This is a genomic window from Micromonospora fiedleri (assembly GCF_016774385.1).
GTDB classification, from domain to species: Bacteria; Actinomycetota; Actinomycetes; order Mycobacteriales; family Micromonosporaceae; genus Micromonospora; species Micromonospora gifhornensis.
Map to the genome: position 1 here is coordinate 170833 of NZ_JAETXL010000003.1, position 23743 is coordinate 194575.

Annotated in this window: 24 protein-coding genes, 1 tRNA gene and 1 pseudogene; 20 read left to right on the plus strand and 6 right to left on the minus strand. The window is 71.5% G+C overall.

Annotated features, from left to right (window positions below; translation table 11 throughout):
- Positions 1-97 precede the first annotated feature (97 nt).
- Together JMF97_RS08495 and JMF97_RS08500 are read left to right on the plus strand one after the other, a co-directional pair.
- Complete coding sequence (locus JMF97_RS08495; protein WP_203221051.1) at positions 98-1237, plus strand: geranylgeranyl reductase family protein; 1140 nt, start codon at positions 98-100, stop codon at positions 1235-1237.
- Between the two features lie 141 nt (positions 1238-1378).
- Positions 1379-2281, plus strand: a complete 903-nt coding sequence (locus tag JMF97_RS08500) for an SDR family oxidoreductase (protein WP_203221052.1) — start codon at positions 1379-1381, stop codon at positions 2279-2281.
- A 137-nt stretch (positions 2282-2418) separates the two neighbouring features.
- Here the strand turns inward: JMF97_RS08500 and JMF97_RS08505 are convergent, their stop codons facing one another.
- Positions 2419-3078 carry a nucleotidyl transferase AbiEii/AbiGii toxin family protein gene (locus tag JMF97_RS08505; RefSeq protein WP_307816826.1) on the minus strand — a complete coding sequence of 220 codons (660 nt, stop codon included), beginning with the start codon at positions 3076-3078 and terminating at the stop codon, positions 2419-2421.
- A complete protein-coding gene (locus JMF97_RS08510; RefSeq protein ID WP_043720963.1) occupies positions 3075-3416 on the minus strand; it encodes a hypothetical protein in 342 nt (113 codons plus the stop codon). The genes JMF97_RS08505 and JMF97_RS08510 overlap by 4 nt, the downstream gene beginning before the upstream one ends.
- Positions 3417-4574: 1158 nt before the next feature.
- Here JMF97_RS08510 and JMF97_RS08515 point away from each other — a divergent pair.
- The 9 genes and pseudogenes from JMF97_RS08515 to JMF97_RS08560 all read left to right on the plus strand — a co-directional run bounded on the left by JMF97_RS08515 (position 4575) and on the right by JMF97_RS08560 (position 14809).
- Complete coding sequence (locus JMF97_RS08515; RefSeq protein WP_203221053.1) at positions 4575-5159, plus strand: hypothetical protein; 585 nt, start codon at positions 4575-4577, stop codon at positions 5157-5159.
- Positions 5160-5817: 658 nt separating this feature from the next.
- A pseudogene (gene fdh / locus JMF97_RS08525) lies at positions 5818-9025 on the plus strand (formate dehydrogenase); the annotation flags it as partial.
- A gap of 106 nt (positions 9026-9131) precedes the next feature.
- The gene (locus JMF97_RS08530; RefSeq protein WP_203221055.1) at positions 9132-10049 is read left to right on the plus strand and encodes a 4Fe-4S dicluster domain-containing protein; all 918 of its coding nucleotides are present in this window, start codon (positions 9132-9134) and stop codon (positions 10047-10049) included.
- Positions 10046-11059, plus strand: a complete 1014-nt coding sequence (gene nrfD / locus JMF97_RS08535; protein WP_203221056.1) for an NrfD/PsrC family molybdoenzyme membrane anchor subunit — start codon at positions 10046-10048, stop codon at positions 11057-11059. The genes JMF97_RS08530 and nrfD overlap by 4 nt, the downstream gene beginning before the upstream one ends.
- 59 nt (positions 11060-11118) lie before the next feature.
- Positions 11119-11211 (plus strand) — tRNA-Sec (locus tag JMF97_RS08540).
- A gap of 25 nt (positions 11212-11236) precedes the next feature.
- Positions 11237-12541 carry an L-seryl-tRNA(Sec) selenium transferase gene (gene selA, locus JMF97_RS08545; RefSeq protein WP_203221057.1) on the plus strand — a complete coding sequence of 435 codons (1305 nt, stop codon included), beginning with the start codon at positions 11237-11239 and terminating at the stop codon, positions 12539-12541.
- Positions 12542-12543: 2 nt separating this feature from the next.
- The gene (gene selB / locus JMF97_RS08550; protein ID WP_203221058.1) at positions 12544-14301 is read left to right on the plus strand and encodes a selenocysteine-specific translation elongation factor; all 1758 of its coding nucleotides are present in this window, start codon (positions 12544-12546) and stop codon (positions 14299-14301) included.
- A 51-nt stretch (positions 14302-14352) separates the two neighbouring features.
- Positions 14353-14550, plus strand: a complete 198-nt coding sequence (locus JMF97_RS08555; protein ID WP_013733930.1) for a hypothetical protein — start codon at positions 14353-14355, stop codon at positions 14548-14550.
- Between the two features lie 73 nt (positions 14551-14623).
- On the plus strand, positions 14624-14809 hold the full coding sequence (locus JMF97_RS08560) for a hypothetical protein (RefSeq protein WP_013733929.1): 186 nt from the start codon (positions 14624-14626) through the stop codon (positions 14807-14809).
- Between the two features lie 40 nt (positions 14810-14849).
- Here JMF97_RS08560 and JMF97_RS08565 read toward each other — a convergent pair whose 3' ends face one another.
- The gene (locus tag JMF97_RS08565) at positions 14850-15497 is read right to left on the minus strand and encodes a hypothetical protein (protein ID WP_203221059.1); all 648 of its coding nucleotides are present in this window, start codon (positions 15495-15497) and stop codon (positions 14850-14852) included.
- A gap of 140 nt (positions 15498-15637) precedes the next feature.
- Between JMF97_RS08565 and JMF97_RS08570 the strand changes: the two genes are divergently transcribed.
- Entirely contained in the window at positions 15638-15841 is a 204-nt protein-coding gene (locus JMF97_RS08570; RefSeq protein ID WP_203221060.1) for a hypothetical protein, read from the plus strand.
- Here the strand turns inward: JMF97_RS08570 and JMF97_RS08575 are convergent.
- From JMF97_RS08575 to JMF97_RS08585, 3 genes are read right to left on the minus strand one after another with little or no spacing between them, the layout of a single operon-like run.
- Positions 15838-16314 carry a hypothetical protein gene (locus JMF97_RS08575; protein WP_203221061.1) on the minus strand — a complete coding sequence of 159 codons (477 nt, stop codon included), beginning with the start codon at positions 16312-16314 and terminating at the stop codon, positions 15838-15840. The two genes, JMF97_RS08570 and JMF97_RS08575, sit on opposite strands and share 4 nt — an antisense overlap.
- Positions 16311-16523 (minus strand): hypothetical protein, encoded by a 213-nt coding sequence (locus JMF97_RS08580; protein WP_013733925.1) that lies wholly within the window; start codon positions 16521-16523, stop codon positions 16311-16313. The genes JMF97_RS08575 and JMF97_RS08580 overlap by 4 nt, the downstream gene beginning before the upstream one ends.
- A gap of 42 nt (positions 16524-16565) precedes the next feature.
- Complete coding sequence (locus JMF97_RS08585; RefSeq protein ID WP_203221448.1) at positions 16566-17456, minus strand: universal stress protein; 891 nt, start codon at positions 17454-17456, stop codon at positions 16566-16568.
- A gap of 122 nt (positions 17457-17578) precedes the next feature.
- Between JMF97_RS08585 and JMF97_RS08590 the strand changes: the two genes are divergently transcribed.
- From JMF97_RS08590 to odhI, 8 genes are all read left to right on the plus strand, one after another.
- Entirely contained in the window at positions 17579-18325 is a 747-nt protein-coding gene (locus JMF97_RS08590; protein ID WP_013733923.1) for an SAM-dependent methyltransferase, read from the plus strand.
- 63 nt (positions 18326-18388) lie between these two features.
- On the plus strand, positions 18389-19567 hold the full coding sequence (locus tag JMF97_RS08595) for a PP2C family protein-serine/threonine phosphatase (RefSeq protein WP_203221062.1): 1179 nt from the start codon (positions 18389-18391) through the stop codon (positions 19565-19567).
- A gap of 276 nt (positions 19568-19843) precedes the next feature.
- Entirely contained in the window at positions 19844-20470 is a 627-nt protein-coding gene (clsA, locus tag JMF97_RS08600; RefSeq protein ID WP_203221063.1) for a cardiolipin synthase ClsA, read from the plus strand.
- Complete coding sequence (locus JMF97_RS08605) at positions 20467-21372, plus strand: DUF881 domain-containing protein (RefSeq protein ID WP_203221064.1); 906 nt, start codon at positions 20467-20469, stop codon at positions 21370-21372. Before clsA ends, JMF97_RS08605 begins: the two co-directional genes overlap by 4 nt.
- On the plus strand, positions 21369-21701 hold the full coding sequence (locus JMF97_RS08610; protein ID WP_203221065.1) for a small basic family protein: 333 nt from the start codon (positions 21369-21371) through the stop codon (positions 21699-21701). The genes JMF97_RS08605 and JMF97_RS08610 overlap by 4 nt, the downstream gene beginning before the upstream one ends.
- A 9-nt stretch (positions 21702-21710) precedes the next feature.
- Positions 21711-22631, plus strand: coding sequence for a DUF881 domain-containing protein (locus tag JMF97_RS08615; protein ID WP_203221066.1), 921 nt, complete (start codon positions 21711-21713; stop codon positions 22629-22631).
- A gap of 53 nt (positions 22632-22684) precedes the next feature.
- Entirely contained in the window at positions 22685-23065 is a 381-nt protein-coding gene (gene gcvH / locus JMF97_RS08620; protein ID WP_203221067.1) for a glycine cleavage system protein GcvH, read from the plus strand.
- Positions 23066-23283: 218 nt separating this feature from the next.
- Positions 23284-23736 (plus strand): oxoglutarate dehydrogenase inhibitor Odhl, encoded by a 453-nt coding sequence (gene odhI, locus JMF97_RS08625; protein ID WP_013733916.1) that lies wholly within the window; start codon positions 23284-23286, stop codon positions 23734-23736.
- The last annotated feature ends 7 nt before the right edge of the window (positions 23737-23743 follow it).

A 23743-nucleotide genomic window follows, 5' to 3' on the forward strand; every position in this document is an offset into this window, starting at 1 on the left:
GCCGCGCGGTTACCCCCTGCGAGGCCGAAAATGCACCGCCGACGGCGCGTGGATCGGCGTCCCCGTGTGGTGGCCCGCCCTGCTCTACGCTGCTGCGGTGACCGTCTGGGAACTCGCAGTGATCGGCGGTGGGCCCGCCGGCCTGTCGGCCGCTTTCGCCGCCGCCCGGCGCGGCGTCCGCACGCTGGTCCTCGAACGCGCCGCGCACCCGCGTTACAAGACCTGCGGCGGCGGGCTGACTGGCATCTCGTTCGCGGCCGCCGCCAGCCGCATCGACGTGCCGGTGCACGACGCGGTGGACCAGGTCACCTTCACGTTGGACGGTCGTCGTTCGTTCACCCGACGGCACCGGCCCGGTGCGTTGGTGCGGATGGTGCGTCGCGACGAGTTCGACGACCGGCTGCGCGCCGCCGCGGTGGCCGCCGGGGCCGAGGTCCGCGAGCGGGTCACCGTCCGCGCGGTGGATCAGACCCACGACGGCGTACGCCTGCGGCTGGCCGACGATGCCACGGTCCTGGCGCGGACGGTCGTCGGCGCGGACGGCTCGTCGGGGGTCAGCGCCCGCCACGTCGGGGTGCGTTACCGGCAGGTGGATCTGGGATTGGAACTGGAGTTGCCGGTGTCACCGCAGCAGCAGGCCCGGTGGCGGCGTCGGATGCTGCTCGACTGGGGCCCGCTGCCCGGCTCGTACGCCTGGGTGTTCCCCAAAGCCGACCGGCTCAGCGTCGGGGTGATCGCCGGCCGGGGCGACGGGGAGCGCACCCGGGAGTACCTGCGCCGTTTCGTCGACCGGTTGGGCCTGGCCGGGGTGTCACCGGTGCACGACACCGGGCACCTGACCCGCTGCCGCGCCGAGGACTCACCGTTGCGCCGGGGGCGGGTCCTGGTCGCCGGGGATGCCGCCGGCCTGTTGGAACCGTGGAGCCGGGAGGGGATCAGCTTCGCGTTGCGCTCCGGGGAACTGGCCGGTGCGGCGGTCGCCGACGGCGACCTGACCGGCTACGAACACGCGGTGCAGCAGCGGCTCATGCCGGCCATCCGGGCCGGGCATCGGCTGCGGGAGGTCTTCGCCCAGCGCCCGGAATTCTTCCACCTGGCGTTGGGCACGCCGCCCGGCTGGCGGGCGTTCACCCGGTTCTGCCTGGGCCGGTCCGACTTCGGCCAACTGGTCGAGGCGCTGCCCGTCCGCACCGCCCTGGCTCTGGCCACCCGACTGCCACACCCGCGCCAACCCTGATCCCCGCCGCTATTCCTGTCACCCAGGATCCTAGGATGCCTTAGCGGTGATGATCTCCGGCACGGTCTGCCGTTTCCGCACCGCCCGTGGGGGTAGGGCCATCCGGGACCGGATCGCAGCGACCCGCACGAGGAGACCCCCGTGAGCCAGGACCAGCACACCCAGCAGGACCCCACCGAGCAGTACGGCCAGCAGTCGGGACAGCCGGCCCAGCAGCAGACGCCGCCGGGGCGTACGGAGGACATGAACCCGAAGCCCGACCACGGCGAGAAGACGTACCAGGGCAGCGGCAAACTCGACGGCAAGAAGGCGCTGATCACCGGCGGTGACTCCGGCATCGGTCGGGCGGTGGCGATCGCCTTCGCCCGCGAGGGCGCCGACGTGCTGATCTCCTACCTAAGCGAGGAGGAGGACGCCGACGCGCAGGACACCGTACGGCTCATCGAGGCCGCCGGCCGCAAGGGCGTCGCAGTACGCGGCGACATCACCGACGAGAGCACCTGCCAGGGGCTGATCGACCGGGCCCTGTCCGACCTGGGCGGCATCGACATCCTGGTGAACAACGCCGCCTACCAGATGGCGCAGGACAAGGGCATCGCCGGGATCAGCACCGAACAGTTCGACCGGGTGCTCAAGACCAACCTGTACGCCATGTTCTGGCTGTGCAAGGCGGCCCTGCCGCATCTGAAGGAAGGCTCGGCGATCATCAACACCACCTCGATCCAGGCGTTCGACCCGTCGCCGCAGCTGCTCGACTACGCCACCACCAAGGCGGGGATCGCGAACTTCACCAAGTCCCTCGCCGCCGACCTGGTCGACAAGGGCATCCGGGTGAACGCGGTCGCCCCCGGCCCGATCTGGACCCCCCTGATCCCGGCGACCATGCCGGAGAAGAAGGTCGAACAGTTCGGTACGGACACCCCGGTCGGTCGACCGGGTCAGCCCGCCGAACTGGCGCCCGCGTACGTCTTCTTCGCCTCGCAGGAGTCGAGCTTCATCACCGGCGAGGTGCTCGGCGTCACCGGCGGACGCTTCACCAAATGATCCGCACGAAAGGGGCCCTTCCTCGACGCGTTCCAGCAGTCTAGGGGCCCCTTGTCCACGCCTGCGGTTGACGGGTTCCTTGGTCAGCGGGGCCACGCCGCCAGTTGCCCACGGACCCGCTTGTGGTCAACTTGTGGTCAGCGGGGCCAAGTCGCCAGTTGCCGACGGACCTGGATGATGTCGGCGGCGTCGAGGCCGTAGCGGGCGAAGCGACGGTCGGGGATCCGGTCGAGGTAGCGGCCGGCGGCGCGGACATCCTCGTCGTCCAGGGCGGGATCGAGCTGCCGGGCCAACTCCAGCAGTTCGGCCACCGACCGGTCGGCCAGGGCGGCGGCCACGTCGATGTAGTCGCGTACCTCGCGCCGGTTGACCAGGGCAGCGGTCTTGTTGGCGATCAGGTCGCGAACGTCCATCACCGGCCCGAAGTCCATCACCACCGGGCTACGGTGCCGGTCGAGGCGGGCCAGACTGAGCCGGATCTGCCGGCCGTCCCGGGCGACCACGAAGTCCCGCATGTCCGCGTGAAAGCCGTCGAACAGGTCACCGAGGTCGCTGTCCGGGTCCGCGTCGGTCACCTCGAACCCGGCCGCCCGCAGGGCGTCGCGTACGTCGGCGGCTGCCGCGGCGGCAGCCCCCTCCACGTCGGCGAAGAGATCGACGTCCTCGGTAGGGCGGGTCACCAACCCGTGCGCGGCCCACGCGACACCGCCACCGAGCACGAACCGGTACGGCCCGGCCACGGTCAACGCGACCCGGGCCACCTCACGGTAGAAGTCGTGCGGATGCGGCGTGATCACGCCGACCGCAGACCCCGGTGCCGGCTCTCCCAGGCGGTGCGTACGCCCCGGGGCAGGTTCAGCAGCCGCCACACCCGCGGCAGGGTCCGCCCGTTGACCAACCGACGCAGATCGTCGACGCTGGTGGTCTCCCGCAGCACGTTCTCGTACATCCAGAGCAGCTGGTCGGGGTCGGCCAGGTCGAACGCGCGGTCGCTGCACCACATCAGTCGTACCGGCAGCTCCACCACCCCACGGGTGGGCCCACGCAGCTCGCTCAACGTCCGGGCCACCACGGCGGGCCGCCCCGGCCGGGCGAGGTGCGCCACGCCGGTCGTCACTCCGTAGACGGCCTGCATCCTGCCAGGGTAACCCCACACCCCCCAGAACCGGACTCTCCCCAACCCACCCCCACCAAATCCACCCACCCCTCGACCACCCCCGACCACCCCCCGCCCGCCCCACGACGGCCGCCCTCACGCCTACCGGACCCCCGACTCCGACCGCCCGACCGCCCTCCGGCCGCCCCACAACGGCCGCCCCGACGACCAACCACCCCACGACCGCCCTGATCGACTCCGTTACGCCGAAACGGCGCCTTCCCGCCACCCAGGATCCCGCCGCTTCGGCGTAACGGTGAGTGCCTGTCCGGTCGACCCATGCGATGACGGTGGGAGGCTTCATTGCCGCGTCTGGCATTACGGCAGGGCTTGCCTGCCTCCCTGACCCCGCTCGACCGCCCGCAGGGCTGTCGATCTTCGGCCTGCCCTGGCCACCGCCGGTCCTGGCCACGGACGGGGTTTGCCACGGATCGGCTTTGCAACGGACAGGCTTGCGTGATCGTTTTGGCTGGCTTTGGGCGGTTTGGCGCTGAAGTCGGCGCGGGGGGTGGCTGTTGGAGTGCGCCCGGGGCCGCGATGATCGACACCGTTTCGGCGAAGTGGCGGTTTCCCGCCGCCTCGGATCCCGCTGTTTCGGCGTAACGGTGCGAGCTCTCCGCGGTGCCTCCGTCGTCCGCCCCTTGCGGCCGCCGGGAGATGGGGCTGGTGCGTGGTATGTCCGGTCTGGGTGAGGGCGACCGGGGAATGATGGTGGCTGGCCGGTCGTTGGACTTGCCTGACCGTCTGATGACGGCCGCCGGAGCAGAGCGGATGGCTCCGTGAGTGGCCGATCTCCGGGATGCGGTTGGCCAGCCCTGGAATGTTGGTGGCTGGCGGGTCGTTGTATATGTCTGACCGGCTGATGAAGGCCGCCGGAACAGGGCAGATGGCTCTGCGGATGGCCAGCCCGCGGGAATGATGGCGGGTAGCCGGTCGTTGTACATGGTCCCGGCGCCGCGAGGGCCCCTCGCCCCGCGATAAGCGCGACGGGCTCCGCCCGCAGATGAAGCGCGATGGGCTCCGCCCCGTGAGTGTGCCGGTGAACCTTCCCCCCTTTTTTGAGCGCCGGACGGTGCTTGCGTGTCCCGTGCCGATCCCCCCTGGTCGGGTGCGCCAACCCCCGAATGGAGCTTCGTGATGAACTCGATCTTCCGTAAGAGCATGCTCGGTGTTGCTGGTCTGGCTTTCGCCGGTGGTGTGTTCGCTGGCCCGGTGGCCGCTCACGCCGACACTCCGGTGAAGACCACCCCCGTAGCCGCCGTGCAGGCCGACAAGCCCGACACGGGCAAGCTGATCCCGCATGGTGTGCAGGGTGCGCAGTCGCGCATCGACCTCAACGACGAGCAGGTCGCCAACACCAAGGCGATCATCGCCGCCACCAAGAAGGCTGGCATGGACGAACGTGCCGCAGTGGTCTCCATCGCCACCGCCCTGCAGGAGTCGAAGTTGGAGAACCTTGGCCATCTCGGTGACCGTAACGACCATGACTCGCAGGGCTTGTTCCAGCAGCGTCCGTCCAGTGGTTGGGGCACGGTGGAGCAGATCACCGACCCCGAGTACTCGACCACCGCGTTCCTGAAGGGCCTCAAGCAGGTTGATGGTTGGAAGGACATGCCGTTGACCAAGGCGGCGCAGACGGTGCAGGTGTCGGCGTACCCGGATCACTACGCCCAGTGGGAGCAGCAGGCCGCTGACCTGGTCGCCAAGTACTGGAACAGCTGACCCCAAAGACATTCCTCCGCAGGGGGAGCAAGAACCGTTTGGCCGGCACCCGCAACCAGGGTGCCGGCCAAACGGCGTCTACAACCCCCACCCACCCGCAAGCCCGACGACACTGACAGCACGATCGTCAAGCAAGGGCGCGCCCTCTTGTCCACCGCAAGCCGCCAAGGTGCCCTCTTGTTCGCGAGGCGCGAGGCGCGAGGCCTTCACACACCGTCGGGATGGGCGAAGGCCGACCGGGTCGGGCTGGGGCGACCGTGCCCGGCGTAGGGATCAAGCCTGACCGCCCGAAGCCGGGCACGGTCGCCCCAGCCCTCACCGCAACCACCCCCAAACCGAAGCACGGTCAAAACCAGTGGGAGTGAGCCGACAGCAAGTGGGAACAAGAACGGGCGTGGGTCGGTTGTACCGAGCGTCGGTGTGATCCAGTGTCCCCGGGCCTCACCTAATTTGCCTTCGCGGAATACCGTCCGGCTGGAGCCGCGTCGCGCCACTCGCCGAGAGGCGACCTGCACACCGACACCCACGCACCGCCCCCGGCCCCGTCAACGGGCCGGGGGCGGTGTGCTGTTTCCCGAGTTCTGTCGGCCCGGCTGTCCGACTGCGCCCGGCTGCCCTAAGGTCAGAGGCGAAGGATCAAGGGCGGAGGTTGACGGTCGTGGGTCTGCGGGACGTGTTGCTGGGCTGGCCGGTGTACCGGCAGCTCACGGGCACCGATCCGCTGGGCCGGGGCGCGGCGGCGCAGTCCGCTCGTTCGGCCGGGCTCACTGCGCGTACCGAGGACGCCGACCGGGTGGCCCGGTCCGTGTGCCCGTACTGTGCGGTGGGTTGTGGGCAGCGGGTTTTCGTCTCCGACAACCGGGTGACCCAGATCGAGGGTGACCCGGACAGCCCCATCTCCCGTGGTCGGCTCTGCCCGAAGGGTTCGGCGAGCAAGAGTCTGGTGACCAGTCCGCTGCGGCAGACGACGGTGCGGTACCGGCGGCCGTACGCCACCGAGTGGGAGGACCTGGACCTCGACACGGCGCTGGACATGATCGCCGACCGGATTCTCGCCGCGCGTGCCGAGACCTGGGAGGACGTCGACGCCGAGGGTCGTCCGCTGAACCGTACGTTGGGTATCTCCAGTCTCGGCGGGGCGACGCTGGACAACGAGGAGAACTACCTCATCAAGAAGTTGTTCACCGCGATGGGGGCACTTCAGATCGAGAACCAGGCGCGGATTTGACACTCCGCCACCGTCCCCGGTCTGGGGGCCAGCTTCGGTCGCGGCGGTGCGACGGTTTTCCAACAGGACGTGGCGAACGCTGACGTCATCGTCATCCAGGGCTCGAACATGGCCGAGGCCCACCCGGTGGGCTTCCAGTGGGTGATGGAGGCGCGTAAGCGTGGGGCGAAGGTGTTCCATGTCGATCCCCGGTTCACCCGCACCAGCGCGTCGGCTGACACGTACCTGCCGATCCGGGCGGGCTCCGACATCGCGTTGCTCGGTGGGGTGGTCAACTACATCCTGAGCAACGAGTTGGACTTCCGGGAGTACGTGCTGGCGTACACCAACGCGGCGACGATCGTCAGTGAGGATTTTGTCGACGCCGAGGACGCTGACGGTCTGTTCTCCGGGTTCGATCCGGCGACCGGCAGCTACGTGCAGGACAGTTGGCAGTACGCCGGGCACGAGCGGGATTCCGGCAGCGGTCACACGGCGACGGAGCGGGAGACGGCCGCCGGGTTGCGGCACGAGTCGCATGGTGCGCCGATCGCCGGGCAGGTCGAGCGGGACGAGACGCTGCAGCATCCGCGCTGCGTTTATCAGATTCTCAAGCGGCACTTCGCCCGCTACACCCCGGAGATGGTGGAGCGGGTGTGTGGTCTGCCGCAGGAGAAGTTCCTGGAGTTGGCCCGTGCGTGGACGCAGAATTCGGGTCGGGAGCGGACCGGTTGCCTGATCTACTCGGTGGGGTGGACGCAGCACAGCGTCGGGGTGCAGTACATCCGTACCGGCGCGATCATTCAGTTGTTGCTGGGTAACGTGGGTCGCCCCGGTGGTGGGGTGTTGGCGCTGCGTGGGCATGCCAGCATCCAGGGGTCCACGGACATTCCGACGCTGTTCAACCTGCTGCCGGGCTATCTGCCGATGCCGCATCACGCGCAGCATCCGACCTTCGACGACTGGGTGGATGCGATCCGGCATCCGGGCCAGAAGGGTTTCTGGGGCAATGCGCGGGCGTACGCGGCGAGTCTGCTCAAGGCGTACTGGGGGGATGCGGCCACCCCGGACAACGACTTCTGTTACGGCTATCTGCCTCGGCTGACCGGTGACCACGGCACCTACCAGCAGGTCCTCGACATGATCGACGGGAAGATCAAGGGCTATTTCCTGCTCGGTCAGAACCCGGCGGTGGGTTCGGCGCACGGTCGGGCGCAGCGGCTCGGCATGGCGAACCTGGACTGGCTGGTGGTCCGGGACCTGTTCATGATCGAGAGCGCGACGTTCTGGCAGCGCGGCCCTGAGGTGGCGACCGGGGAGATCGTGCCGCAGGAGTGCCGGACCGAGGTGTTCTTCCTGCCCGCGGCCTCGCACGTGGAGAAGGAGGGCACCTTCACCCAGACCCAGCGGTTGTTGCAGTGGCGGGAGAAGGCCGTCGACCCGCCGGGGGACGCCCGTTCGGAGTTGTGGTTCTTCTACCACCTGGGCCGCAGGCTGCGGGAGAAGCTGGCCGGGTCGTCGTTGCCGCGCGACCGAGCGCTGCTGGACCTGGCCTGGGACTATCCCACGCACGGTCCGCACGACGAGCCGGACGCCGAGGCGGTGCTGCGGGAGATCAACGGGTACGAGGTGGCGACCGGTCGCCCGCTCGGCGGTTTCGCCGAGGCCCGTGACGACGGTACGACCGCGGTGGGCTGTTGGATCTACGCCGGGGTGTACGCCGACGGGGTGAACCAGGCGGCGCGTCGGCGGCCCGGTCGCGAGCAGGACTGGGTGGCCGCCGAGTGGGGTTGGGCGTGGCCGGCGAACCGGCGCATGCTCTACAACCGGGCGTCGGCCGACCCGCAGGGCCGGCCGTGGAGCGAACGCAAACGGTACGTGTGGTGGGACGAGTCGGCGGGCCGGTGGACCGGTTACGACGTGCCGGACTTCGAGGTGACGAAGGCGCCGACGTACCGGCCGCCGGAGGGTGCCACGGGTCCGGCCGCGTTGGCCGGCGACGACCCGTTCGTCATGCAGTCCGACGGCAAGGGCTGGTTGTACGCGCCCAGCGGTGTGGTCGACGGGCCGCTGCCCACGCACTACGAGCCGGCCGAGTCACCGGTGCGTAATTCGTTCTACGGTCAGCAGGGCAACCCGACCCGCAAGACGTACCGGCATCCGGTGAACTCGATCAATCCGAGTCCGCCGCAGGAACACAGCCAGGTGTTCCCGTACGTGTTCACGGTCAGCCGGTTGACCGAGCATCACACCGCCGGCGGGATGAGCCGTACGGTGGCGCCGTTGGCGGAGTTGCAGCCGGAGATGTTCGTCGAGGTGTCCCCGGCGTTGGCGGCGGTGGCCGGGCTGACTCATCTCGGCTGGGCGCATCTGATCAGCGCCCGCGCGGTGATCGAGGCGAAGGTGCTGGTGACCGACCGGCTGGTGCCGTTGCGGGTGGACGGTCGGGTGATTCACCAGCTGTGGTTGCCGTACCACTTCGGGTTCGAGGGGTTGGTCACCGGCGACTCGGCCAACGACCTGTTCGGCATCACCCTGGATCCGAACGTGCTGATCCAGGAGAGCAAGATCGGCACATGTGACGTGCGGCCGGGTCGCCGCCCCACCGGGCCGGCGTTGCGGGACCTGGTGGACGATTACCGGACCCGGGCCGGCATCGTGGCGGGCGCCGTGCCGCCGGCGGTCACCCCCGGCGTGCCGGTCGACGGGCCCGCCGAGGCAGCGGGCGATCGGGAAACCGGCGCTGACGAAAGAGGGGACCGGTGATGGTCGACACGGATGACCTGTCGACGCCACAGGACCCGGCGACGGGTGCCGGTTGGGTCGACGCGCCACCACGGATGGGGTTCTTCACCGACACCAGCGTCTGCATCGGCTGCAAGGCGTGCGAGGTGGCCTGCAAGGAGTGGAACGGCGTACCCACCTCCGGGCTGGACCTGCTCGGCATGTCGTACGACAACACCGGGGCGTTGACCGCGAACTCGTGGCGGCACGTCGCGTTCATCGAGCAACCCCGGCCGGCCGCCGAACCGGAGCAGACCGACACCACCACCCAGTTCCTGGGGATGCCGCAGTCCGGGCCGCCGGGGCGTACCGGCACGGCCGAGGGGCGCAGCGATTTCCGCTGGCTGATGATGTCGGACGTGTGCAAGCACTGCACCCGGGCCGGTTGCCTGGACGTCTGCCCGACCGGGGCGCTGTTCCGCACCGAGTTCGGCACGGTGGTGGTGCAGGAGGACATCTGCAACGGCTGCGGCTACTGCGTGTCGGCCTGCCCGTACGGGGTCATCGACCGGCGGGTCGACGACGGCCGGGTGTGGAAGTGCACCCTGTGCTACGACCGGATCGGCGCGGGCATGACGCCGGCCTGCGCGCAGGCCTGCCCCACCGAGTCGATCCAGTACGGCCCGCTCGACGAGTTGCGGGAGCGGGCCGCCGCCCGGGTCGCCACCCTGCACGAGCGGGGGATGCCCGAGGCCCGGCTCTACGGCCACGACCCGAGCGACGGCGTCGGCGGTGACGGCGCGTTCTTCCTCCTGCTCGACGAGCCGGAGGTGTACGGTCTGCCGCCCGACCCGCAGGTGCCCACCCGCGACCTGCCGAAGATGTGGAAACGCGCGGGGGTGGCGGCGCTGGCCATGGCGGCGGGCGCGGTCGTCGCGTTCCTCGGAGGGAAACGGTGAGCAGTCAGCAACCGCCCGTGGGGGAGCGGTTCCACCGGTCCCGCCAGCGGCGCGACGCCGGGTTGACGGTGCCGCCGGCCGAGTTCAGCTCCTACTACGGGCGGCCCATCCTGAAACCGCCGGTGTGGACCTGGGAGATCGCCGCCTACCTGTTCACCGGCGGCGTGGCCGCCGGTTCGTCGTTGCTGGCCGCCGGCGGGCAGCTGACCGGCCGGCCGGCGATGCGGCGCGCCGGGCGGGTCGCCGCGCTGGCTGCCGTCACCGCCAGCGCCGGGCTGCTGGTCAAGGATCTGGGTCGGCCGGAGCGGTTCCACCACATGCTGCGGGTGGCCAAGCCGACCTCCCCGATGTCGGTGGGCACCTGGATCCTCGCCGCCTACGGGCCGGCCGCCGGACTGGCTGCCGTCGCCGAGGCGGCGCCCCTGCTGCCGCGTCGGGGTCCGCTGGGGCTGGCCCGCCGGGTGTTGCCGCCGGTCGGGCGGGTGGCCGGGTTGGCGGCGGCGGCGACCGCGCCGGCCCTGGGCACGTACACGGGGGTGTTGCTGGCCGACACGGCCGTGCCGTCGTGGCATGAGGCGTACCCCTATCTGCCGGTGGTGTTCGCGGGCAGCGCGTTGGCCAGCGGCGCCGGGGTGGGTCTGATCGGCGTGCCACCGGCGCAGGCGGGGCCGGCGCGGCGGATGGCGGTGGCGGGCGCCGCGCTGGAGTTGTACGGCGCGCATCAGGTGGAGAGCCGGCTCGGGCTGCTCAGCGAGCCGTACCGGACCGGGCGCGCCGGTCAGTTGTTGCGGGTCGGGCGGGCGTTGACCGCCGTCGGGGTGGCCGGTGCGGTGCTGGGTGGTCGCAGCCGGGTGGTGGCCGCGTTGTCCGGTGCGGCGTTGCTGGCCGCGTCGGTGGCCACCCGCTTCGGGGTGTTCCGCGCCGGTGTCGCCTCCGCCCGCGACCCCCGGTACACGGTGCTGCCGCAGCGGGAGCGGCTCGCGCGGCGGCGCGCCGCCGAAACCTCGTAGCGTCAGCGTTCGGCCACCTCCCGGCCTGGTCGCCGCCGGGCTGTGATCAAATGCTGGGTGGAGGCGTTCAGGTGGCTGGTGCCCCTCCCGGTCTTCAAAACCGGTGTGGTCCGGGACCCGGGCCAGGCGGGTTCGATTCCCGTCCGTCTCCGCTAACGCTGCCGAGGAGATGACCCGATGGGCGACGGTCGCGCCGACCCACGGCGCCGGGTGCCGCGCACCGACGCGCTGCTGGCTGAGCCCTGGTTGGCCGCAGCCGTCGTCAGCCTGGGCCGGGACCGGGTGAAGGCCGCCGTCCGGCAGGCCCAGGACCGGGCCCGCCGCGGCGAAATCGACCCCGATCAGGTACGCGACGCCGCGCTGGCCGCGTTGCCGCCGGCGGCGCCGCGTGCCGTGCTCAACGCCACCGGGGTGGTGCTGCACACCAACCTGGGTCGGGCCGCGTTGTCGCACGCGGCGGTGACCGCGATGGTCGCCGCCGCCGGGCACACCGACGTCGAACTGGACCTGGCGACCGGGCGGCGGGCCCGCCGTGGCCGTGACGCGCTGGATGCCCTCGCCGCCGCCGTGCCGCAGGCCGAGGCGGTGCACGTGGTCAACAACGGTGCCGCCGCCCTGGTCCTGGCGGCCACCGCGTTGGCCGCCGGCGCCGAGATCGTGGTCAGCCGAGGTGAACTTGTGGAGATCGGTGACGGGTTCCGGCTGCCCGACCTGATCGTCAGCACCGGGGCCCGGCTGCGGGAGGTCGGCACCACCAACCGGACAACTCTGGCCGACTACGCCGACGCGATCGGCCCGGACACCGGGTTCGTGCTGAAGGTGCACCCGTCGAACTTCCAGGTCAGCGGCTTCACCTCGGCGGTGCCGGTGCGACGGTTGGCCGACCTGGGGGTGCCGGTGGTCGTCGACATCGGCTCCGGGCTGCTGGCCGCAGATGCGTTGCTGCCCGACGAGCCGGACGCGGCGCGCACCCTGACCGCCGGGGCGGCGCTGGTCACCGCCAGCGGCGACAAGCTGCTCGGTGGGCCGCAGGCCGGGCTGCTGCTCGGCCGCGCGGCACTGGTGGATCGGCTGCGCCGCCATCCGTTGGCCCGGGCGTTGCGGGTGGACAAACTGACCCTGGCCGCGCTGGCGGCCACCCTCGGTGATCCGGCCACACCCACCCGGATCGCGCTGCACACCGACCCGGCGAGTCTGCGGGAGCGGACCGAGCGGCTGCGCGACGCCATCGCGGCCGACGGCCACAAGGTCGAGGTGGTGCCGTCGGTGGCGGTCGTCGGTGGCGGCGGCGCTCCCGGGGTGGAGTTGGACTCGTGGGCGTTGAGCCTGCCGGAGCGCTACGCCCGTCCGCTGCGCACCGGCGAACCGCCGGTGCTGGGTCGGGTCACGCACGGGCGGCTGCTGCTGGATCTGCGGTGCGTGCCGCCGCACGCCGACGACGCCGTACGTGCCGCCGTGCTGGCCGTGCCGGGAGAACACTGACCATGCTGGTGGTGGCCACCGCCGGGCACGTCGACCACGGCAAGTCCACCCTGGTGCGGGCGCTGACCGGGATGGAACCGGACCGGTGGGCGGAGGAACGCCGCCGGGGCATGACCATCGACCTCGGGTTCGCCTGGACGACGCTGCCCTCCGGCGCCACTGTCGCGTTCGTCGACGTGCCGGGACACGAACGGTTCGTACCGAACATGCTCGCCGGTGTCGGTCCGGTGCCCGCCGCCATGGTGGTGGTCGCCGCCGACGAGGGCTGGATGCCGCAGTCCGCCGAGCACCTGGCCGCGTTGGACGCGCTCGGGGTCGCGTACGGGCTGCTGGTGGTGACCCGCGCGGACCTGGCAGACCCGGGGCCGGTCCTGGAGTGCGCCGGTGCGCACCTGGCGGCGACCTCGCTGCGCGACGTGGAGGCGGTGGCGGTCAGCGCGGTCACCGGTGCCGGGCTGCCGCAGCTGCGGGCCGCGCTGGACCGGCTGGCCGCCCGGCTGCCCACCGCATCGACCGACGGCCCGGTACGGCTCTGGGTGGACCGCAGCTTCACCATGCGTGGCAGCGGCACCGTGGTCACCGGCACCCTGGGCGCCGGTGAGCTGCGGGTCGGCGCCGAACTGGTGGTGGCCGGCAGCGGCGAGCCGGTGCGGGTACGCGGCCTGCACCGGCTCGGTCAGCCGTGCGAGCAGGTGCGGCCGGTCGCCCGGGTGGCGGTCAACCTGCGCGGCGTGGCGCGGGACCGGATCGCCCGGGGCGACGCCCTGCTCACCCCCGACGGCTTCGCCAGCACCGACCTGATCGACGTGCGGCTGACCGGTGACCCGGCGGCCGACCTGCCGGCCACACTGACCCTGCACATCGGGTCGGCGGCAGTGCCGGTGCGGGTACGCCCGCTGGGTGTCGAGACCCTCCGGCTGCGGCTGGCCCGACCGTTGCCGCTGCTCATCGGTGACCGGGCGTTGCTGCGTGACCCCGGCCGCCACCACGTGGCCGGTGGGGTCACCGTGCTGGACGTCGCGCCGCCGCCGCTGCGTCGCCGTGGTGCCGCGGCGGCCCGGGCGGCCGTGTTGGCGAGCATGGACGGCCGTCCCGACCTGGCCGGCGAGCTCCGCCGCCGGGGCCTGGTGCGCGCCGCCGACCTGCGTCGGGCGGGGGTGCCGGTGACCGGAGCACCGGTGTCCGGGGACTGGTTGGCCGACCCGGAGCACTGGCGGCAGTTGGGTCGCCGGCTCGCCGACGCGGTCGCCGAGCATGCCCGCCGGCATCCGTTGGAGCCGGGGGCGCCGGTGGAGGTGCTGCGTCAGCGGCTGGACCTGCCGGACCGGGCGCTGGTGGAGGCGCTGGTGCAGGCGCCGCTGCGGTTGGTGGCCGGCCGGGTCGGCACCGCCGACACCGACGCGTTGCCCGAGCCGGTGGCCCGCGCGTTGGCGCTGCTGCGCGAGGAGTTGACGACCCGACCGTTCCGCGCCCCCGAAGCCGACCGGCTCACCGCCGTCGGGCTGGGCACCCGCGAGATCGGCGCCGCGGTACGCGCCGGTGTGCTGCTGCGGCTGACCGGCAACGTGCTGCTGCCCTCGGGTGCGCCGCAGCAGGCCGTACGGGTGCTGGCCACCCTGCCGCAACCGTTCACGCTCAGCGCGGCCCGGCAGGCCCTGGACACCACCCGTCGGGTGGCGGTGCCGCTGCTGGAGCTGCTGGACCGGCAGGGCGCCACCCGTCGGCTGCCCGACGACACCCGGATGGTGGTGGACCGCTGAGTTGGTGGCATCCGTCGGTCGGCGGCCCGGTGCAGCGCCTACCGTGACGGCATGGACCCGAGCGCGGTCTGGCGGGACCGGCAGCACCGGTGGCGGATCGAGGCGTACCGGGCACCGGATCTGCGGTTCGCCATCTTCGCCACCAACGGCACCACCGAGTCGGCGCCGCTGTGGCTGTTCGGCATGTCCGCGTTGGCCCGCTGGCTGATGAGCCACAAGATCTCCCTCGATGACCTGGAGACCGACTGAGCTCGTCGCCCGGTCGAGGGACCTGCGGACAAGTGCCGGAAACAGCCCGGTATGCGCCTTTACCGTGCGAGGCGTGAAGGACCGAGGTATCCGCAAGCTGTTCGCGGTGCTGGCCGGCCTGGCGGTGATCTACTTCGGCACGACCGGCCGCTCCCCGGAGGAGGGAAGTGGGCTCTCCGGCGGGCTGGTGGTGCTGGCGTTGCTCGCGTCGCTGCTGGTGTGGCACCTGACCAAACCCGGCGGCGACGCCGCCAAGTGACGTTGGGCTCAGCCGGCGGCGACGCCGCCACGTGACGGGCTCAGCCGGCGGCGACGCTGCGGGTGATCTGCCCCGCCGACTCCTCGCCGAGGGCCACCCGCACCAGCGCCGAGGCCAACCGGCCGAACTCGCCCTCGTCGACCAGACCGGCCAGCCGGTCGGTGGCGGCCGGCAGACCGAGCCGCTTGGCCCCGGCGACCGCGCGCCGGTCGGCGTACGGTCGCAGTTCCGGCCAGACCGTCTGCGCCTCGCGCAGGAAGATGTCCGCGCCGGTGGGGCCGATGCCGGGGAACTCGACCAGCAGGCGGCGCAGCTGATCCTGGTCGCCGTCGGCGTGGCGGCGCAGCCGCCGCAGGTCACCGTGCCAGCGGTCCAGGCAGAGTCGGGCGCCGGTGCCGAGCATCGTCGCGGTCCGCTCGTCGTAGCGGCGGTAGTGGCCCCGGCCGAGCGCGTCGACCCGCTGCTGCCAGCTCGCCGCCTCCATCGCCGCCGGGGTGCGGTATCCGGCGGCGAATAGTTCCCGGGCGGCGGCCACCGCCACCTGTGCCCTGATCCGGGTACTGAGCAGCGTCACCAGCACCAGCAACTGGTACAGCGGTGCGGGCCGGTCGGCGAGGGAGATCCCCGCCTCCTCGGCGTACGTGTGGCGGGTCAGCAGGGCCCGCGCGACAGCCCGTTGGTCACCCATCGTCGGGAGATACCCGCTGTACGCCCGAGCAGTCCCGGGCCGCAGGGCCGGCTGCGGAATGCGGTCGACGGCGATGGGTAAGCCGACCGTGGACGTGGTCGACTGTCGCGTCCCGCCACACCTGGCGAAGGGAGACGACCATGACGAACCCGCAGCAGCAGGAATTGCGCCGCAACGCCCTGGGCGCCACCAGTCAGGACAGCAAGGGACCGGGTCCGACCGGTCACCCGCGTAACCGTGGCACCTCGCGGGCCGACGCCGGACGCCCGGTGCCCCGGGGACAGGTGTCGCCGTACGGGCCCACCGGGCAGTCGGTCGCGCAGGACGAGAGCGACCGGGACTAACCTCCGGTCACCGTTGACGGCCGCAGCCGGTTCCAGGTGGCTGCGGCCGTCAGCCCGTACGCGGCGTGCGGCAGCAGGTCGGCGAGCCAGTCGCCGCGCCGCCAGGTACGCGGGTCGGTGACGCCGAGCAGGGTCAGCGTCCCGTCGGCGAGGGTCATCGCCCCGCCGCCGAGCAGCGCCGCGGCCCGCAGCACGGGTTGCCGCCGACCCCGGGTCAGCGCCGCGAAGCCGACGGCGGCGGCCACACCGAGGCCGTACCCCATCAGCGCGCCGAGCCCGGAGCGGCGGTTCTCCGCCCGCTGTGGCGGCCCCAGATCCAGATGGGCCACGTCGGCCACCCGACCGGCGCTCTCCTGCGGGCTCTGGCTGGCCGGTCGGGCCCGTACCGTCATGTCGACGTAGGTGGCGACGTTGAGGGCGGTGGTGCCCACCGCCCCCGCGATCAGCCCGTCGGTGAGCGCGCTGCGCCTCACTTCGGGTCACCCGGTTCGCGGTTGCCCTTCGGGCCGTAGGTGCGCTCGCCCCGGGCGATGCCCCGCTGACCCCGTTCGTCCTGCAGGATCCGGTTGGCGGCCTCGTCGGCCCGTTCGTCCGTGACGCCCCGACCGGAGTTGTCGAGGGCGTTGCGCAGGCGGGCGCGTTGCTTGTCGTAGGCGTTACTACCAGGCCTCGGTCCAGGCATCGCTGTCTCCTCTGGTGCTCGCCGGTCACGTACGCGCCCCGTCTACCCGCCTGGCGGGGGGCCAACCCCGTCCCCCCGGACCACCGCGACCGGACAGTGGCTGTGGTGCAGCATCGACCGGCTCACCGACCCCAGCAGCAACCCGGTCAACTCGCCGCGCCCCTGACCGCCCACCACCAGCAGCTGCGCCGTACGGGACGCCTCGGTGAGCACCTTCGGGGCGCGTCCCCGTACCGATTCACGGCGAATCGTCACGTCCGGGTAGCGGTCGGTCAGCCCGGTGATGGACTCCGCGAGTGCCCGCTCCTCCTCGGCCTGCAACTGCGACTCGTCGTACACCAGGGGTTGCATGTCGCCGGGGCCGGTCGAGGCGGGATGCCGGTAGGCGTGGGTCGCCACCACCGTGGCGCCGCGGAACGCCGCGGTCTGCACCGCGAACTCCACCGCCCGCCGCGACACGTCGGAGCCGTCCACCCCGACGACGATCGGGCCCTGCGGGTCGGCGGTACCGCGGGCCACCAGGACCGGGCAGCGGGCGTGCGCGGCGACGGTCACCGCGACCGAGCCGACCACCAGGGCGGTGAACCCCCCCAGCCCACGGTCGCCGAGCACCACCAGCGCGGCGTCGTCGGAGGCTTGGAGCAGGACGGCTGTCGGCGCACCGTCGACGATCTCACCGGTCACCCGTAGGCCCGGTGCGGTGGTCTGCGCCTCGTCGACGGCGGCGGTGACGAGTTGGTGGGCCTGACCGCGCAGCCCTCCGTCGGCCGGTCCCTCGGTGCCCGGGGTGAAGGGGGAGTGCAGCGACGGCCAGATGAAGGCGTGCACCACCCGCAACGGTTGATGCCAGCGCGCCGCCTCCGCTGCGGCGAGCCGTACCGCGGCGAGTGCCGCCTCGGAGCCGTCCACGCCGACCACCACCGCCGAGTCCACCGCCACCCCCGTCTGCCGGTTTGCGTCAGTATCGCGGGCCGTCGCAGGTCAGCGGGGCTATACCGGCCAGGGGACCGATGTCGGTACGCTGACCCCGACCGCCGGGGGAGGGAGCGTCGTCGATGGTGGAGCCCGACCAGCCCAGTACGGCACGGATGATCGACTTCTGGCTCGGTGGGACGCACCACTACCCGGTCGACGTGGCGGCGGCACACGCCTTCGAGCAGGCGTACGGGCCGTGCGCGCCGGTTTTCCGGGCCCTGCGGGCCTTCCTCGGCCGGGCCGTACGCGCGATCGCCGCGACCGGTGTGGACAGCTTCCTGGTCTTCGGCGCCGGGGTGCCGACGATGGGCAACGTGCACGAGGTGGCCCCGGAGGCGACAGTCCTCTACACGGACGTGGACCCGGTCACCATCCGCCTCGGGCAACGCCTGCTGGCCGGCAGCGACCGGGCCGGTTACGGCTACGGTGACGCCACCGACATCGGCACGATCGATCCGGCGTTGCTGCACCGTTTCGTGCCGGGCTGGGGTCGACGGCCGGTGGGTGTGGTGTTCCTCGGTCTGGCCGCCTTCCTCGACGACGAGACCCTCGCCCGCACGCTCGACGAGTTGTACCGGGCGTCTGCTGTGGGCAGTCACCTGGCCATCGACTTCGACACCGAGGAGTTGGCCGGCCACCCCGAGGCGCTGGCCATGATGGGGCCGGCGTTCCGGATGCGCACGCCGGCGGCATTCGCGCCGCTGCTGGGGCGGTGGACGCCCACATCGGAGGGGATCGTCGCGGTGCCGCACTGGCGGCCGGACGGTGCGCCGGAGCAGGTGCCGGACGCCTTCCACGGCGCGGTGGCGGTGCGGTCGGCCGGGTGACCGGGGGTCGCCCCACCTCCGTATGATGCTTGCCCCAGGGCAAGTAATTTTCGGAGGATGGTCATGGCGGATGCGCTCACGGGGATTTCCCGCGCCCTGCGCGAGGCGCCGCCCGACCGGGTGGTCGAGGCCGCCGACCAGGCCATTCGTTCCGTACTCGGTGCCGTGGGCACCGCCGTGTTCGTCGCCGACTACCGGATCAACGGTCTGTGGCCGGTGCTCGACTCCCGCCAGCCGCAGGTCGCCGGTCAGGCGGTGCAGAGCATGGTGCAGCGGTGCTTCAGCAGTCAGCAGTGGGTGCGGGGCGGTGAACCACAGGGCCGCTGCCGGCTCTACCTGCCGCTGACGGTGTGGGGGGAGCGGCTGGGTGTGCTGATGGTCGAGTTGCCGCAGGCGCCGTCGGAGGAGGTCGTCGCCGCGGCAACGGACATCGCCGGCGAGGTGGCCATGGCGTTGCGCGCCGCCGACCGGGAGACCGACAGGTATCGGCGGGCCCGCCGCCGGGAGCGGCTGAGCATGGCGGCCGAGTTGCAGTGGGAGCTGCTGCCCGGGCGCGGCATCAGCCACGAGGCCTTCCAGCTGGCGGGCCAGCTCGAACCGGCGTACACGGTCAGCGGTGACCATTTCGACTGGTCGTTGAATGACGACCGGCTGACCGTCACCGTGCTCAACGGCGACACCATCGGGCTCGCCGCGGCGTTGCTGACCGCGGTGACGGTCAACGCGATGCGCAACGCCCGCCGCTCCGGCGGCGGACTTGTGGAACAGGCCGAACTGGCCTCCGACACGGTCTACTACCAGCATCGGGGGCACCGGCACGTGGCCACCGTGCTGCTCGAACTGGACTGTACGACCGGGCGGGTGCGGGCGGTCGACGCGGGCTCGCCGCATCTGATGCGGTTGCGGGGTGGCGCGGTCACCCGCCTGGTGCTGGAGCAGCAGCTGCCGTTGGGCATGTTCGCCGAGACCCGTTACGACCTGCAGGAGTTCGACCTGGATCCGGGGGACCGGCTGTTCGTCGTCTCCGACGGTGTGTGGGGGGCCGACCCGAGCGGCCGGGAGGCGTACGGCCAGCGGGCGATGGCCCGGTCCATGCGGGCCACGCGGTTGCAGCCGCCCAGCGAGGCGGTCGGCACGGTGATGCGCGAGTTGCAGGCCTTCCACGCCGACGCCGACCTGCGCGACGACGCGGTGGTGGTGTGCCTGGACTGGCACGGCGGAGCCGACCGAACGGACGGCTGATGCACTTTCATCCTAGGACGCTTCACGCGTGGTGACCACCGTCACCTCGACACCAGAACTCCCACCCACCGCTGCTGGAAGGCGAGGGCCGCACCGAGGCCCGATATAGTGGCAGCGCATTCCGCCGGTTCGCGATCTACGACAGCGGACGGCAGGGCCAGGGACGATCCCGGATCGGGATCACAGGGGGAGTCGGCGTCAGCCGACGGGACAGCACGTACGACCGCAGGCGGACCAGTGGCCCGCGGTGGACCGGCGTGCCGCGAAGGAGGTTCGGTGTCGCGTCGGCCCGCTCGAACGGAGCCACCCCAGGCCGCCGACGCCGGTGGAGAGCACCGGGTGCTGACCGTGCCGAACCTGATCAGCTTCGTACGGCTGGCCGGTGTCCCGTTGTTCCTCTACCTGTTCCTGGTCGCCCGCGCGGACGTGGCCGCGATCGTGGTGCTGGCCGTCGGCGGCACCAGCGACTGGGTCGACGGATGGATCGCCCGCCGCCTGCGCCAGGTCAGCCGCCTCGGTGAGCTGCTCGACCCGCTCGCCGACCGGCTGTACATCCTCGCCGTCCTGATCGCCTTCACCGCCCGGGACGTGGTGCCCTGGCAGTTCACCGCGGCCCTGCTGGCCCGGGAGGCGCTGCTGCTGGTGTCGCTGGCGGTGCTGCGCCGGCACGGCTACGGTCCGCCGCCGGTGCACTATGTCGGTAAGACCGCCACGTTCCTGCTGCTCGCGGCCTTCCCGTTGCTGCTGCTGGCCGCGACGGTGTCGGCCACCACGGCGGTCACGCACCCGATGGGCTGGGCCCTGGCCTGGTGGGGTCTGGTGCTCTACTGGGTGGCCGGCGCGTTCTACGTGATCCAGGCCCGCCAGCTGGTGCGGGCGGTACGGGGGCGGGGAGAGACATGAGCGAGCGCGTGGGTGACGACGAGGAGCGTCGCGGCGTACGGACCTTCACCCCGGACTTCCTGACCGAGTTGTTCCGTAACCCGTTGGATCCGGGGTACGCCGACGCGGCCCAGGCTCGGGAGCGTCGCGGGGGATCGCCGCGACCCGGCTGGACGGTGAGTCCGGTCAGCCTGGTGTTGATCGTGCTGCTGGGTTTTCTCTGCGCGGTGGCGTACCGGCAGACCACGGCCGAGGAGTCGGGGCGGGCGCAGGCCCGCTCGGGTCTGGTGGCGCAGATCAAGCAGCGGCAGGCCGACACGGACGCGATGTCGGCGCGGGCCGACCAGCTGCGGGACGAGGTGAACCGGCAGCGGGAGGCGGCGCTGAGCGGTTCGCAGGCGTCGCGGCTGCGTAACCTCGCGGCGAGTACCGGTCTCGGTCGGGTGCGCGGCGACGGTGTGGTAGTCCGGTTGGAGGACGGCCCGAGTGGCCAGGATGGCCTCGGTGGGGCCAACGTCGGCCCGTCGCAGGTGCTCTACAGCGACCTTCAGGGGGTGGCCAACGACCTGTGGGGCGCGGGGGCGGAGGCGATCGCGATCAACGGGCAGCGGTTGACGGCGACCTCGACGATCCGTAACGCGGGTCAGGCGATCCTGGTGGACTTCCGGCCGGTGACCGGGCCGTACGAGGTGTCGGCGATCGGTCCGAGGTCGATGCGTGAGCGGTACGAGGCCAGCCGGAGCGCATTGACGATGCGCAAGGTGGCGCAGGACACCGGGTTGTCGTTCGGGGTACGGGGGGTCGATGACCTCACGTTGCCGGCGGCGCCGGAGCCGCGGCTACGCTACGCGGAGCCTGCGGTGAGTCCGAGTGTGTCGCCGTCGGGTGGCGGGTCCCCCAGTCCCTCCGGAGGTGGTCGATGATCGCGGTGCTGGCTCTGCTGGTCGGTGTGGTGCTCGGTCTGTGGTTGGATCCCACGGTGCCGGCGGCGTTGCAGCCGTACCTGCCGATCGCGGTGGTGGCGGCGCTGGACGCGGTGTTCGGTGGGGTTCGGGCGAAGTTGGACCGCATCTTCGACGACAAGCAGTTCGTGGTGTCGTTCATCTCGAACGTGCTGGTGGCCGCGTTGATCGTGTATCTGGGTGACCAGTTGGGTGTGGGTGGGCAGTTGTCCACCGGTGTGGTGGTCGTGTTGGGTGTGCGCATCTTCGGAAACGTGGCGGCGATCCGCCGGCACCTGTTCCGGGCGTAGGTTTGTGGCGTGACTGACGAGCACACCGAGACGGGTACGGGGTGGCCGCAGCCGGCGGGTCCGGCGCGGCCGGATGGTCCGGCGGGTGAGCCGGATCCGCGGCCGGAGGCGCCGGATCCGGACGAGCTGAGTCCGTTGTCGCCGCAGGGGCGCCCGCCGGAGGATGATGCGCCGGCGAAGGGCGGGGACGAGTCGGCGGCGGGGTCGTTCGCGGCGGCGGTGGCGGCGGGTTGGCGGCGGTTCGGTTCCGCGACGGTGATGATCGGCGTGTTGCTGGCGTTGCTGGGGTTCACGCTGGCGGTGCAGTTGAAGACCACGTCGACGGATTCGTCGTTGGCGGCGGCGCGCCAGGAGGACCTGGTGCGGATCCTGTACGACTTGGAGGCGCGCGACATTCGGCTGCGGCAGGACATCTCGGCGTTGGAGGAGAGTCAGCGGCAGTTGCGTTCGGGTGAGCAGGGGCGTCAGGCGGCGTTGGCGGAGGCGACCCGGCGGGCGGACGAGTTGGGGATTCTGGCGGGTACGTTGCCGGCGCGGGGTCCGGGTCTGGCGGTGCGGTTCCAGGCGGGTGCGAAGCCGATCTCGGCGATCCGGGTGTTGGATGCGGTGCAGGAGTTGCGGGGTGCGGGCGCGGAGGCGATGCAGATTTCCGGTGGTGACCGGGCGTCGGTGCGGATCGTGGCGTCGACGTACTTCCTGGACGGGGAGAACGGCTCGTTGATCGTGGATGGGCGTCCGTTGTCGGGGCCGTTCACGATCACGGTGATCGGTGATCCGGCGACGATGCGTACGGGGTTGAACATTCCCGGTGGGGTGGTGGCGTCGGTGGCGCAGGACGGCGGTAACGTGATCGTTGAGGATCGTGAGGTTGCCGAGGTTTCGGCGCTGCACGTGCCCAGAACACTGGAACACGCCCGTCCGGTCGGTTAGGCCTGGTGGGCCGGCATCGGTGAGGTCCGGTGTCGCGATGGATGAGGACGCTGGTGATTCCTGAGGATCTGCGTTACACCGCTGAGCATGAGTGGGTGGCGGCCGCTGACGGCGGGGCCGTGCGGGTCGGCATCACTCATTTCGCGCAGGATGCTCTCGGCGACATCGTGTACGTGCAGTTGCCGGAGCCCGGTGCGGTGGTGGCGGCTGGTGAGTCGTTGGGTGAGATCGAGTCGACCAAGAGCGTGTCGGAGTTGTACGCCCCGGTGGCGGGTACGGTGTCGGCGCGTAACGAGGTGTTGGCCGACACGCCCGAGGTGATCAACACGGATCCGTACGGGTCGGGTTGGTTGGTGGAGATCGCAGTGGCGGATCCGGCGGCGGTCGACGGGCTGCTCACCGCGGACGCGTATCGCGAGTTGACGGAGAGCTGAGCGTTTTGCTGTGTCGGCGCGTTGGTGTCTGTGCCGCGCGTCCGGTTGCCCTGTTTTTCGGCGCTGGCTAGGCTCGCCCAGTCGACCGAGAACCCATTTGTTGAGCGTCGCGGACAGCCTTTCGGGGCACGGAGAGCCAGCCGCCGGGGGGATGTGCGCCCGGCGGCCAGACCCGCCGTCACCCGACGCCGACCGAAACAGATCCGTGAGGTGGTCCCATGACTCGCCCAGGCGACGAGTTCCCCCCGCTCGACGTCACGTCGACGCTCAATCTCGGTTCGCTCGAAGAAGCGTTGGAGGGGCCGGACACCGATGTGGTGCCGAGCCGGATGTCCGGTTCGTTGCCGCCGGGAATGGCGCTGCTGGTGGTTCGTCGGGGTCCGAACGCGGGTGCGCGGTTCCTGCTGGATCACGATGTGACGACCAGTGGCCGGCACCCGGACAGTGACATTTTTCTCGACGATGTGACGGTGTCGCGTCGGCATGCGGAGTTCCACCGTGATGGTGGGACGTTCACGGTGCGGGACGTGGGCAGTTTGAATGGCACGTACGTGAACCGGGAGCGGGTCGAGGCGGCGACGTTGACCAACGGTGACGAGGTGCAGATCGGCAAGTTCCGGGTGGTGTTCATCGCCGGTCCGCGCCCTGAGGGCGAGGCCGGCCGGGGGTGAACGAGCC

Coding starts and splice junctions, on each gene's coding strand:
- JMF97_RS08555 (WP_013733930.1), top strand. CDS start 14,353: ATGGACCCGAGCGCGGTCTGGCGGGACCGGCAGCACCGGTGGCGGATC.
- selA (WP_203221057.1), top strand. CDS start 11,237: ATGGGCGACGGTCGCGCCGACCCACGGCGCCGGGTGCCGCGCACCGAC.
- JMF97_RS08580 (WP_013733925.1), bottom strand. CDS start 16,523: ATGCCTGGACCGAGGCCTGGTAGTAACGCCTACGACAAGCAACGCGCC.
- selB (WP_203221058.1), top strand. CDS start 12,544: ATGCTGGTGGTGGCCACCGCCGGGCACGTCGACCACGGCAAGTCCACC.
- JMF97_RS08595 (WP_203221062.1), top strand. CDS start 18,389: ATGGCGGATGCGCTCACGGGGATTTCCCGCGCCCTGCGCGAGGCGCCG.
- JMF97_RS08610 (WP_203221065.1), top strand. CDS start 21,369: ATGATCGCGGTGCTGGCTCTGCTGGTCGGTGTGGTGCTCGGTCTGTGG.
- odhI (WP_013733916.1), top strand. CDS start 23,284: ATGACTCGCCCAGGCGACGAGTTCCCCCCGCTCGACGTCACGTCGACG.
- JMF97_RS08605 (WP_203221064.1), top strand. CDS start 20,467: ATGAGCGAGCGCGTGGGTGACGACGAGGAGCGTCGCGGCGTACGGACC.
- JMF97_RS08515 (WP_203221053.1), top strand. CDS start 4,575: ATGAACTCGATCTTCCGTAAGAGCATGCTCGGTGTTGCTGGTCTGGCT.
- JMF97_RS08590 (WP_013733923.1), top strand. CDS start 17,579: ATGGTGGAGCCCGACCAGCCCAGTACGGCACGGATGATCGACTTCTGG.
- JMF97_RS08530 (WP_203221055.1), top strand. CDS start 9,132: ATGGTCGACACGGATGACCTGTCGACGCCACAGGACCCGGCGACGGGT.
- JMF97_RS08510 (WP_043720963.1), bottom strand. CDS start 3,416: ATGCAGGCCGTCTACGGAGTGACGACCGGCGTGGCGCACCTCGCCCGG.
- JMF97_RS08570 (WP_203221060.1), top strand. CDS start 15,638: ATGACGAACCCGCAGCAGCAGGAATTGCGCCGCAACGCCCTGGGCGCC.
- JMF97_RS08565 (WP_203221059.1), bottom strand. CDS start 15,497: ATGGGTGACCAACGGGCTGTCGCGCGGGCCCTGCTGACCCGCCACACG.